12 protein-coding genes are annotated in these 11,190 nt (G+C 41.7%); 10 read left to right on the top strand and 2 right to left on the bottom strand.

All coding sequences use genetic code 11. The features are described from left to right. The 4 genes from IQ264_RS28510 to IQ264_RS28495 all read left to right on the top strand — a co-directional run bounded on the left by IQ264_RS28510 (position 1) and on the right by IQ264_RS28495 (position 3,789). The gene (locus IQ264_RS28510; protein WP_413470325.1) at positions 1–114 is read left to right on the top strand and encodes a transposase; all 114 of its coding nucleotides are present in this window, start codon (positions 1–3) and stop codon (positions 112–114) included. Between the two features lie 140 nt (positions 115–254). After that, positions 255–1,997 carry an ABC transporter ATP-binding protein/permease gene (locus IQ264_RS28505; RefSeq protein WP_193985374.1) on the top strand — a complete coding sequence of 581 codons (1,743 nt, stop codon included), beginning with the start codon at positions 255–257 and terminating at the stop codon, positions 1,995–1,997. Positions 1,998–2,054: 57 nt separating this feature from the next. After that, positions 2,055–2,321 (top strand): Precorrin-3B methylase, encoded by a 267-nt coding sequence (locus tag IQ264_RS28500; RefSeq protein ID WP_193985373.1) that lies wholly within the window; start codon positions 2,055–2,057, stop codon positions 2,319–2,321. A 181-nt stretch (positions 2,322–2,502) separates the two neighbouring features. Continuing rightward, positions 2,503–3,789 (top strand): DEAD/DEAH box helicase, encoded by a 1,287-nt coding sequence (locus IQ264_RS28495; RefSeq protein ID WP_193985372.1) that lies wholly within the window; start codon positions 2,503–2,505, stop codon positions 3,787–3,789. A gap of 151 nt (positions 3,790–3,940) precedes the next feature. On the opposite strand, the gene IQ264_RS28490 is transcribed toward IQ264_RS28495, so the two are convergent. Both IQ264_RS28490 and IQ264_RS28485 read right to left on the bottom strand, forming a co-directional pair. Beyond that, on the bottom strand, positions 3,941–4,249 hold the full coding sequence (locus tag IQ264_RS28490; protein WP_193985370.1) for a P-II family nitrogen regulator: 309 nt from the start codon (positions 4,247–4,249) through the stop codon (positions 3,941–3,943). A gap of 261 nt (positions 4,250–4,510) precedes the next feature. Beyond that, positions 4,511–5,176 (bottom strand): SDR family oxidoreductase, encoded by a 666-nt coding sequence (locus tag IQ264_RS28485; protein WP_193985367.1) that lies wholly within the window; start codon positions 5,174–5,176, stop codon positions 4,511–4,513. 122 nt (positions 5,177–5,298) lie between these two features. On the opposite strand from IQ264_RS28485, the gene IQ264_RS28480 reads away from it, so the two are divergent. The 6 genes from IQ264_RS28480 to holA all read left to right on the top strand — a co-directional run bounded on the left by IQ264_RS28480 (position 5,299) and on the right by holA (position 11,126). Beyond that, the gene (locus IQ264_RS28480; RefSeq protein ID WP_228061894.1) at positions 5,299–5,631 is read left to right on the top strand and encodes a hypothetical protein; all 333 of its coding nucleotides are present in this window, start codon (positions 5,299–5,301) and stop codon (positions 5,629–5,631) included. Between the two features lie 195 nt (positions 5,632–5,826). Beyond that, on the top strand, positions 5,827–6,189 hold the full coding sequence (locus tag IQ264_RS28475) for a DUF6876 family protein (protein WP_193985365.1): 363 nt from the start codon (positions 5,827–5,829) through the stop codon (positions 6,187–6,189). Positions 6,190–6,207: 18 nt separating this feature from the next. Then, positions 6,208–7,539: a DNA polymerase III subunit gamma/tau gene (locus IQ264_RS28470; protein ID WP_193985363.1), complete on the top strand. Its 1,332-nt coding sequence runs from the start codon at positions 6,208–6,210 to the stop codon at positions 7,537–7,539. A gap of 79 nt (positions 7,540–7,618) precedes the next feature. After that, positions 7,619–9,421: a 3'-5' exonuclease gene (locus IQ264_RS28465; RefSeq protein ID WP_193985361.1), complete on the top strand. Its 1,803-nt coding sequence runs from the start codon at positions 7,619–7,621 to the stop codon at positions 9,419–9,421. A gap of 131 nt (positions 9,422–9,552) precedes the next feature. After that, complete coding sequence (locus IQ264_RS28460; protein WP_193985359.1) at positions 9,553–10,179, top strand: hypothetical protein; 627 nt, start codon at positions 9,553–9,555, stop codon at positions 10,177–10,179. Further along, positions 10,170–11,126, top strand: a complete 957-nt coding sequence (holA, locus tag IQ264_RS28455; protein ID WP_193985357.1) for a DNA polymerase III subunit delta — start codon at positions 10,170–10,172, stop codon at positions 11,124–11,126. The genes IQ264_RS28460 and holA overlap by 10 nt, the downstream gene beginning before the upstream one ends. The last annotated feature ends 64 nt before the right edge of the window (positions 11,127–11,190 follow it).

Genomic DNA, 11,190 nt, shown 5'->3' with positions numbered 1-11,190 from the left:
ATTAATAATAAATTGAAATTACTCAAACGTTGTGGATTTGGCTTTAGGAATTTCCGCAATTTTGAATTAAGAGCTTTATTGTTCTGGCACTTCCCTAATAATTTAGCACAGTAAGTACGGAAGAACCGAAATTTGTATCATAATTTAACATTGCCCAGAGATGAGTCACATTAATAAGTATTTGAGCAAATTTTACTCTGGTTCACCTGAATTGATTATCTTCTAGAAGACCGATTTGTAAGGGAAACAAGCTGATGGATCGACTGAGCTTCAATGTAGTACAGCAATTTTGGACGATCGCCAAATCCTACTGGTCAGGGGATGAGAAATGGCTTGCCAGAGGTTTACTTTTCGGGGTCGTGCTGTTCCTGCTGGCGTATACGGGGTTGAGTGTTGTACTCAACAACAAGCGAGGCGTGCTGATTTCAGCCCTTTCAGCCCAGGATGAAAGCCGCTTTTGGCAAACCGTAATCGTTTTCATTGCGGTGCTGGTAATCTATGCACCATTACTCGCGGGTTATACATATCTGCGCGATCGCCTCAGTTTACAATGGCGCAAATGGCTTACCCATCGATTCGTCGATAATTACTTTCGCAACCGTGCTTATTACAACCTGCATATCACAGAAACCGAGATTGATAACCCGGATCAGCGGATTGCCGAGGATGTTCGCAGTTTTACCCAGGAATCACTCACCTTTTTGTTGGTATTGGTGGAGTCAGTGCTGTCGGTGATTGCCTTTAGCAGCGTACTCTGGGGAATTTCTAAACCTCTAGTGTTTTTTCTGGTGTTGTATGCTCTGATTGGAACTGTGGTAACAACGTTTGTGTTTGGTAAGCCGCTTGTCAGACTCAACTTTGAGCAGCTGAAGAAGGAAGCGAATCTCCGTTTTAGCTTAGTACGGATTCGGGAGAATGCAGAAGCGATCGCTTTTTATCGAGGAGAAGAGCAAGAGTCAAATCAGGTTAAACATCGATTTTTAGAGGTATTTGAGAATGTAAAACGGCTTTTGGTTTGGGAATTGAACTTAAATATGGTGACAAACGCTTATGAGTTCATCCCTTTTATTCTGCCTGCTTTAGTTGTCGCACCTGCGATTTTTGCTGGAGAAATGGAAGTGGGTAAAGTTTCGGAAGCACAGGGAGCTTTTATCCGCGTCTTTTTCTCGCTCAATGTTGTCGTTGCCCGCTTCCAACAATTAACCACTTTTGGCGCTGGAATTAATCGTCTCTATACCTTTGCTCAGTTTTTGGAACAAACAGAAGCAGATCGAGCATCCGACGAGCAAAAGCCGAAAATTGAGACAGTTGAGGAAATGCGATTAGCGATCGAAAACTTGAGCTTGCAAACCCCGAATTATCAGCGAACGTTGGTGGAAGATTTATCGATCGAGATCCCTGCTGGACAAGGACTTTTGGTGATGGGACCGAGTGGTTGCGGCAAGAGTTCGTTGCTAAGAGCGATCGCTGGCTTATGGAATTCTGGCGCAGGTAAGATTATTCGTCCTACATCTGACCAAATCCTATTTCTACCACAGCGTCCTTACATGGTGCTGGGTACTCTGCGCGAGCAACTGCTTTATCCCAACACCCATCTCGAAGTTAAGGACGAACACCTAAAGCAAGTTCTCGAACAAGTGAATTTAGCAGGTTTAGACGAACAGTTTGGTGGCTTTGATGCCGAACAAGATTGGGCGGATGTCCTCTCGTTGGGCGAACAACAACGGTTAACCTTTGCGCGGTTACTGCTGAACCAGCCCAAGTACGCTATTCTAGACGAAGCGACCAGCGCCTTAGATATTGGTAATGAGGAACGGTTATATCAACATTTGCGGGAAAAAGAAACTACTTTTTTAAGTGTGGGGCATCGCTCTACACTGGTTTCTTACCATCAATCTTTGCTGGAACTGTCTCAGGAAAAAACCTGGCAGATTAAACAACCTGTATCTATTGCCAAAGAACAGCCCCAGTTGTTTGAACTTCCATCAACCACTTGATAATCGTACATAATAGTCAGTCTGTTATCCTTTCTTCACCAGTAAGAAAAATTGAGTATGGCAAAGTCAGAAGAACCACTCACGGGAGAAGCACTTGTTAAAGAAGTCTGTCGGCGGATTCGGGTAGCCCGCAGTTATTGGGATGCTCATAATAATGCTGCTTGTCGGGGAGAAAGAGAGAAAGCATTAGCCCTTTACAATACCCTCACCAAAGAACAAAAAGACCAAATTCCGCAGCAGTTGCGAGTTTGGTTGCGTTACCGCAGTGAAAAATACTTCGGTGCACACCGAACACCACCGAAATCAAAACGGAAGTCGAAGTAGTATTTTTCAAAGAATCAAAATTCCTGTTAGAATCAATATCTGCCACTACATTCCGGTCTGTTACTGGCGCATTGGAGAAAAGCTGATTCAAGCCATCCAACTGAAACATAAATTTCCTGCTCTTAGACTGGCCCCAGGTATTTGATTTGGGATAGGGGCACAACTAGGAGTAACTACATCCATGACATTTCGTAACCTCGGTCTATCGACCGTCCTGCTTCGTGCTGTTGCCGACTCTGGCTACACAGAACCAACCCCAATTCAGCAGCAAGCAATTCCTGCCATCCTGCAAGGACAAGATGTTTTCGCCAGTGCCCAAACTGGAACGGGAAAGACGGCTGGCTTTACCCTACCGCTACTGCAACTTTTGGGTACCACCAATCCCAGCAAGGGACATCGCACGCCTCGCGCCCTCATCCTCACTCCGACTCGCGAACTGGCAGATCAAGTTAACGATAGCGTCAAAACTTATGGTAAATACCTGTCTTTGCGCTCTGCTGTAGTCTATGGCGGTGTCAGCATTGGCCCGCAAATTCAAATGCTGCGTCGGGGGATTGATATTCTAGTCGCCACACCTGGACGGTTGCTCGACCACGTTGGGCAAAAGACAGTAGATTTATCCCAGGTAGAGATACTAGTGCTGGATGAATGCGATCGAATGTTAGACATGGGTTTCATCCACGATATCCGCAAAATTTTAGCGCAATTGCCTTCATCTCGGCAAACGCTGATGTTTTCTGCCACTTTCTCTCTTCCAATTCAGCAACTTGCCAATACTCTGCTGAAATCACCAACCCAAATCGAAGTGGCTCCCCGCAATACTGCGGCTGAGCAGGTGGAACAAGTGGTTCATCCTGTCGATAGCCAGCGCAAGCGAGAACTGCTTTCTTATATGATTGGGTTCCACAATTGGCAACAGGTGCTAGTTTTTACCCGCACAAAACATGGAGCCAACCGTCTCGCCGAGCAGCTGGCTCAAGATGGGTTAAAAAGCACCGCAATTCATGGCAACAAAAGTCAGGCAGCCCGCACTCGTGCTCTGCAAGACTTTAAGCAAGGGAAAGTGCGGGTATTAGTCGCTACCGATGTTGCATCACGGGGTCTAGATATCGACCAGCTTCCTCATGTGGTGAACTTTGAATTACCTAACGTGCCAGAAGACTACGTGCATCGCATTGGTCGCACAGGTCGGGCTGGAAATGCTGGACGAGCGGTTTCCCTAGTCTGCGAAGATGAATATCCACTGCTGAAGGATATCGAACGGTTGCTCAATCAAACCCTTGTCTCATCTGTAATTCCAGGGTATGAGCCAGCATCAATTGTCAAAGCTAAGGTAGACCAACCAACGCCTAAGCGAGGGAATCAACGTCGCAGCAACCGGGCAAAATCTCAGGCACCATCTAAACCCACTCGCAACAAAAAGCCTACCTCACCAAGTCGCGCTCCCAAAAAGCTGCACACTGCCTGACGGGGTTGGGGTGTGGGGTGTAGGGTGTAGGGAAAAATTTTGGGCTTCAGCTATCCTGGAGGAACGATTGATAATGGTTTTGTACTGGTTAATTGACGAAAATCAATCTGCCAACAGACTAAACCTTCCCCCACACCCTCCATAAACCAGGTTAATTAACCAAGGCTTCTACATTCTGTCGGAAGGCTATTAAAGCGTGCTTACCCTGATAGTCTTTTATAGACCAAAAGATAGAATCAGATACTTCTAGTGACACAATGGTTTTGATTTCAATATTTGTGTTGTAGCCTGCTATGTCTCCTAAACGTTTTCCGTGGCTACCCTCGCCCTGCACTTGATTAATTGTGTAGCCGCTGACGTTATTGCTTTTAAACAAATTGACAATAGCATCTTTTAGTACTGTTTCAGCAATAATGGTGAGTAGGACTGCGGGTTGGACTGGGCTGGTTTCAGGGGGCATGGAGGACTCCACTAGAGTAGGTTTGGGGTTGTCGAGGTAGTTGAGAGGGCAATGTTTGCCAAAATCCTATTGTCAACGTTTCCTTGAGTTAATCATACTTTCGCACCACCAGGTTTTGAAACAACCTTAAGTTAGGTAAGCTTGCACCTAACTGACTCTCCAACACTTGTAGTGGAAAACAGGAGTGCAAGGAGGCTGGGATTCCTGATAAACCAAGCATTTCACAAAAGTATCAGCTTTACTTTTTATCAAAAAACACACCTACCACGGCAGCACCTCACCATTAGCGTGCCAAAAAGTACCTGTATTCTCCAGCGTTAACTCATCAATTCGCTGCAACAACCCCTTCACCGACTCTTGGGGCGTAATGCCACTGGTAGTAAAATTAGTCATGCGCGTTTGCACTAAACCGGGATGCAGTATCGCCACCGCAATTCCACGGGTTTTCAAGTCATGAGACAGCGACTTACCTGCCATTGACAACGCTACTTTCGACATCCGATAACCATAAGAACTACCAGAAGTATTATCCCCAATCGAACCCATCCGACTTGTCATAATCACAATCTTAGAACCTGCATGGAGATTCGGCAGTAGTGCATGAGTAATTCTCAAGGTTCCTAAAGCATTCACCTCAAACTGTTGCCGAATGCTATCAAAATCCAACTCTTCTAATGTGACTCGATTGATTATTCCCGCATTGTTAATCAACACATCAATCTGTGTGTCACCAAGGCGAGTGACTAAATCTGCAACCGAAGCATCAGAGGTAATATCAATCCTTTCTTCAACCTGTACGCCTAGCTGTTTCAATTCCTCAGAAGTACTACGACAAACAGCAATCACAACATCACCCCGTAGTTGCAATTGACGACAGTATTCATAGCCAATTCCTCGATTAGCACCAGTAACTAAATAAGTTGCCATACTTACTCCCTAAAACCACTTGTAATCTCTTTGAAATTGTACTGTTTCTAAATATTAGGAAAGCTATGTTTCTTTGTTGCTCACGCACTGAGAAGAATTGATGATTTTGTTGATACTTTCTCATGGTTTATTTACTACATTTCAATCGACGCATCAATCCTACTAGACCAACCCAACATTATTTAGGATATGCCAAAGATTTGGATGAAAGAATTAGGGAACATCGGCTTGGTAGGGGTGCAAGGCTATGTCAAGTAGCAAAAGAACGGGGGATAACTTTTAGATTAGCAGAAGTTTGGATTGGAGACCGTTCTTTAGAAAGAAGGCTAAAACGGCAGAAAAATAGCCGAAGATTTTGTCCAATTTGTCAAAAGGGTGTAGGGGATAGGGTGTGGGGTGTAGGGAACAGTGACTTAAAAGCAGGGGTTTCCAGTAACGATGCTGTATTTCTCTAACGTAGTATCTCGATTCACTTCTTTTTTTCAATTAGACCATTTATGCAGGGGCTTGTGCCTTGTAGGGTATGGATATTATGTATTTCCCCTACACCCCATACCCTACACCCCATACCCTGTTCTGGTCATGCCATCAATTCCAGTTTTGCTCCGGCTAACGCCATTAAAGGTGAGAATTAATAAGGAGTAAAACCAATGGTTTTAACCCAAGCTCAATTAGATGCTTTTACCGGAACTGACAACATTTATCAGCATTCTTTGGGTAATATCTATTATACCGATGGAGTCAAGTATTTAGCAACTCAAGGACAAGCATTTTGGTTACTAGATGCCATTGCTTCCTATCAAACATCACAGCTACTTTCTCAACAAGATTTAGCCGAATTTCAGATTTGGCAATTAACAGTAGCACCAGATAAATCTGCTATTCTCACTTGCCAATCAGATAGTAACAACGAACCAGTAGTTACCCAAAACATTCCTTATACAGACTTTCCCTTGACTATTATCAAGTTGTACTTAGCCGACCAAATCATACTATTGCCATCCGAGTATTAATTTCACAGCATCACAACAATGTACATCCCATTTCATCAGAAATATCGTCCCCAAACCTTTGCCGAATTAGTAGGTCAAAATGCAATTGCTACTACCTTAACTAATGCCATCAATAATCAACAAATAGCACCTGCGTATCTATTTACTGGTTCTAGGGGAACAGGAAAAACTTCTAGTGCTAGAATATTAGCTAAATCTCTCAACTGCCAAGCAAGCGAACAACCAACAGCAACACCATGCGGTAAATGTGAGATTTGTCAAAGCATAGCATCTGGGTCATGCTTAGATGTAATTGAAATTGATGCTGCTAGTCATACCGGAGTAGAAAATGTCCGAGAAATTATCTCTGCTACTCAATTTACTCCCGCACAATGTCGCTATAAAGTATACGTGATTGATGAAGTTCATGGACTTTCTAGTGCGGCAATGAATGCTTTACTCAAAACACTAGAAGAACCTCCCAAAGCGGTAGTATTTGTGTTAGCCACTACTGACCCGCAACGAGTTTTAGCCACGATTATTTCTCGCTGTCAGCGATTCGATTTTCGGCGCATAGAATTGACAGTAATGGTCAATCATTTGCGCTATATTGCTACAGCAGAAGATATCAATATTACGGATGAAGCATTAACATTAATTGCTCAAATCGCTCAAGGAGGAATGCGAGATGCTGAAAGTTTGCTCGAACAACTAAGCTTACTATCAGGTGAAATTAGCAAAGAGCAAGTTTGGGAGTTAGTTGGTGCAGTACCAGAAGATGATTTATTGGCAATGCTGGAAGCAGTAATTACCAATAATCCAGAACAGCTAATTGATGTGAGTCGCCAATTAATAGAACGCGGACGAGAACCTCTAACTATTCTACAAGATTTAGTTGGATTTTACCGCGATTTATTAATTGCTAAAACTGCACCTAATCGAGGCGATTTAGCAGCTTGTACCGCAGCAACTTGGCAGCAGTTATGTACAAATGCTTCTAATTGGCAAGTTGCTCATATTTTAGCAGGTCAAGAATATCTGCGTACCACAGAAGCACAACTGAAAAGTTCTAACTGTCCTCATTTATGGTTAGAAATCGCGTTGATTGGATTGTTGTCAGTAGGTAATCAAAATCCTACGGTAAATCAGCAATCTTCAGGAACAGATATCTGGACGCAAACCCTAAAACAATTGCCACTTAGTATTAAGGCATTACTGCAACAACATGGGAAACTAGTAGCATTAGAAGCTGGAACTGCTACTATCAAAATTAGTTCGGAAGCATTAAAGAATAAAGTCCCAATTGCACGTTTGGAATCGGCTTTATCGCAAGTAGTTGGTACTAATACTCGTCTGCAATTAATCAGTTAATTTGCGCTTCTCTATAACCACAATTCAGGCTGAAGTAATTAGCTTCAGCCTAATTTCATTTAGCATTGGAGGTAAAGTAATGTACGAACATCGTCAATTTTGTCAGTTAATCGGTAAAGAGATGATTGTGCAAGAAGAGGAACTCGATATCTTTTATACTGATAATACAGCAAAACATGAGTGGTTCCCAACTGTTCAACTCAAACCTTATAATCAATTACGTCAGGTGATTTTAGATATCGAAACTACAGGTTTAGATGCCACGAAAGAACGAATTATTGCGATTGGCTGTCTTAGGGAATCGTTAGACGTGCAAATCTTTATGCACGCAGATGAAGCGCATTTATTGCAAGAGTTTTTAGCTTATTTAGAAGCAGTCAATCCTGAAGTGTTATTAACTTACAATGGCATGGCTTTTGATTTACCATTCATCATCACCAGGCTGAATTTGTTAAATATCAAACATCATTTCCAGCTTTCAACTTCCTCTCGCCAGATTCCCAGTGCTCAAACCTTTGGTACGCCGATTAAAGTTAATGAAATCTACTATAAGAATAGCAATCATGTAGATGTTTATATCTGCGTGTTGCGCTGGGATTTTATTACCAAATCCTTGACTCCTTCTTATTCTCTAAAAAATGTGGTGCTGGAAATGGGATTGCGGAAAGAACGGAGATTGACTTTATCTTACAATCAAATTCAAGACTGTTGGCAGCAGGGTGAGGGAAGTCAAGGATGGTTAACTATTCAACAATATTTGCAATTTGATTTAGAGGATACTAAATTAATTGCCGAACAGTTAGTTCCAAGCTATTGGTATGAATCATTGATTGTACCGGGAATGAATTTGCAACAACTAGCACTGGCTGGTAATGCGACTAAATGGCAACAGGTATTACAATCGTTTTATCCTGATGTTAAACCAAAAGCTGACTCGAAGGTGAAATTTGCTGGGGGATTGGTAATATCAGTACCGGGATTATACCGTAATATTGCCAAAATTGATGTGTCGAGTCTCTACCCTTCAATTATGCTCAAATATGGCATTTGTTCCCAGAAAGATAACAAAAGAGTCGCTTTAGATATTCTCGATTACTTAACTAAAGAAAGGCTGACACTTAAAGCTAAAGGCAAACTTGATGACATGGTAGCTAAACAAGCTGAAAGTGCGCTAAAAGTGTTAATTAATTCCTTATTTGGCTTTTATGGTACTGGTGGAGTTGGCTTTAATGATATGGCAGCAGCGGCATTAGTAACAGCTTATGGTAGGCGGATTCTTCAGCATATTATATCGGTACTTAAATCAGTTGATGCCATTCAAATTGAATCGGATACTGATGGGGTATTCTTTAGCCATCCCACACCAGAATTAGTTTGGCAAACGGTATCTGATGCGATGCCTTCTGGGATTAATATTGAACTAGAAACAACAGCTTTAGCTATGTTTGTTCCTAGCAAGGGTGCTAAAAACTATATATTGTGGCATCATGATGGTAGCATAACCAAAAAAGGGATTTGGAAAAAACGCGATCGCTCTCGGTTAGAAAAGGAATTCCCAGTTAACTATCTCACTCATTTTATCGAATCAGAAACAGCAGCAGAAGCATATTATCAACAACTGGAAAAAGTGATTTTATCTGAACAACTGCCATTAGAAGAAATCCAAATTACCCGCAAGATTAGAGCTAATGAAAAAGTTTTGTTAGCTTTAGGTAAACCAGGGGATATTGTCACATTTTACCAGGGGATGAATGGAGTAACAGTAACCGGAGAATATGCGGTGAACTATTACCTGAATTTGATTGCAAAGAAACGAGATGAAATTAGAACTGTTCTTAACGTTGCCAATTCTACAAACTATAAGCAACTCTCTTTGTTCTAAAAGTTAACGATGGCATTTAGATATATCCATCACTTTTATCTAGTGATGGATATTAATTTTAATATTTTTAACAGAAAGTACGCTCACGCTTAAAGTTAAGTGGTAAATACTTAAAAGTAAACGCTTATGAAATGCAGCAATATCTAGAAGAAGAAGCATTACTGATTGCTCCTCATTCTAACTATTTCTATCCCATATCCAAATGGGTAGCTGAAATAATGGTAAACAAGGCAAATATTGAACCAAATGCAAGCGTATTGGAACCGAGTGCTGGTACTGGTATCCTCTACGAGTACATCCAAAAATTTACTTCAAACTTGCATTGCGTAGAACAATTTTACCTCAATCAGCTAATCCTTACGCTCAAAGGATATTTGGTAATTTGGGATGACTTTTTAACCTATTATCCCAGCAAGCTTTATTCAAGGATTATTGCCAATCCGCCATTTCCAGCACAGGAATTGCACATTACCCATGCTTATTATCGCTGTTTAGCGCCAGGTGGTCGGCTGGTATTTTTGATGAGCAATGCTGCATTTGAAGCCAAACATGGATATTACCAAAAGTTTAGAAAATGGTTTGAATTGGTAGGAGGAATCAGTATTCCGATGCCAGAAGAATTGTACGTAACAGCATCAAAAGCAAGTGATGTTAAATGTTATTTGGCAATTATCGATAAAATCGAACCCCATCCCCTGCACCAAATTTATCGGATTACCGAAGCACGTCCACCAAGAGGGTATTTTCTATGCCAGTAATCGTTTTACATGGAGAAGATGAATTTGCTATTTCCTTAGAGATTAACCAACTGCGGTCTAGCATTTGTCATCCCAACTGGTTAAACTTTAATTACACAAAAATCCCTCCTAGTCCTGAAGCATTAATGACAGGAATTACCATTGCTATGACTCGTCCTTGGGGTGAGGGAGGTCGTTTAGTTTGGTTACAAGATAATCGAGGAGAATGTAGCGAAAGTCAACTGCAATCTTGGTCAAACTGTCTGAAGAATTTACCTGCAAGTAATACTGTATTGCTGACTAGCAAAACCAAGCCAGATAGCAGGCTTAAATCAACCAAATTATTGCAGAAGTATGCTCAGTTTAAAGAGTATCCTATCATTCCCATCTGGGCAACCGAACAACTAGCACAAAACGTGCAGAAAATAGCATCATCACTGGGTATTAATCTCAGTTCTCAAGCAATTGAAGCATTAGTAGTAGCAATAGGAAACGATACTCGATTATTGCACTCAGAACTGCAAAAGTTAAGCCTTTATGTAGGTGCGAGAACAATTGAAATAGAAGATGTGCAAACCTTGGTTTCTGCTAATACTAGCAGCAGTCTCAAATTAGCTAGCTTTATTCTGCAAAAAAATCTACCAGCCGCACTTAGTTGCTTGAATGATTTGCTCAATAGTAACGAACCTGCTTTGAGAATTGTTGCTACACTGGTAACTCAATTTCGTACTTGGTTGTGGGTGAAGTTGATGACACAACAAGGTGCATCTAACCAGTTGATTGCATCGTCAGCAGAAATAGGGAATCCCAACCGCATTTATTACCTGAAACAGGAAACTCAAAACTGCACAATTGAGCAATTAAAAGATGCTTTATCCGGGCTTTTGGAGTTGGAAATCATGCTCAAAACTGGTCAAGATGCGCGAAATTCGCTTAACTTCAACATTCAGAAACTATGCAATAATTAGGAGAATTCAATGAGTCACAAGAACAGGGTGTAGGGGGTAGGGGTTAGGGGATAGGGAAGAAGAA

Origin of the sequence: [Phormidium] sp. LEGE 05292 (genome assembly GCF_015207735.1) — a bacterium.
GTDB lineage: Bacteria > Cyanobacteriota > Cyanobacteriia > Cyanobacteriales > Aerosakkonemataceae > Floridanema.
Note: the sequence above shows the minus strand (reverse complement) of the source record. Positions and strands in the feature narration are given on the sequence as shown.

Excerpts from the sequence above, each read along its gene's own strand:
- IQ264_RS28490 (WP_193985370.1), bottom strand. The coding sequence starts at position 4,249 with ATGCCCCCTGAAACCAGCCCAGTCCAACCCGCAGTCCTACTCACCATT.
- IQ264_RS28485 (WP_193985367.1), bottom strand. The coding sequence starts at position 5,176 with ATGGCAACTTATTTAGTTACTGGTGCTAATCGAGGAATTGGCTATGAA.
- IQ264_RS28470 (WP_193985363.1), top strand. The coding sequence starts at position 6,208 with ATGTACATCCCATTTCATCAGAAATATCGTCCCCAAACCTTTGCCGAA.
- IQ264_RS28465 (WP_193985361.1), top strand. The coding sequence starts at position 7,619 with ATGTACGAACATCGTCAATTTTGTCAGTTAATCGGTAAAGAGATGATT.
- IQ264_RS28495 (WP_193985372.1), top strand. The coding sequence starts at position 2,503 with ATGACATTTCGTAACCTCGGTCTATCGACCGTCCTGCTTCGTGCTGTT.
- IQ264_RS28500 (WP_193985373.1), top strand. The coding sequence starts at position 2,055 with ATGGCAAAGTCAGAAGAACCACTCACGGGAGAAGCACTTGTTAAAGAA.
- IQ264_RS28460 (WP_193985359.1), top strand. The coding sequence starts at position 9,553 with ATGCAGCAATATCTAGAAGAAGAAGCATTACTGATTGCTCCTCATTCT.
- holA (WP_193985357.1), top strand. The coding sequence starts at position 10,170 with ATGCCAGTAATCGTTTTACATGGAGAAGATGAATTTGCTATTTCCTTA.
- IQ264_RS28480 (WP_228061894.1), top strand. The coding sequence starts at position 5,299 with ATGGTTTATTTACTACATTTCAATCGACGCATCAATCCTACTAGACCA.
- IQ264_RS28475 (WP_193985365.1), top strand. The coding sequence starts at position 5,827 with ATGGTTTTAACCCAAGCTCAATTAGATGCTTTTACCGGAACTGACAAC.
- IQ264_RS28505 (WP_193985374.1), top strand. The coding sequence starts at position 255 with ATGGATCGACTGAGCTTCAATGTAGTACAGCAATTTTGGACGATCGCC.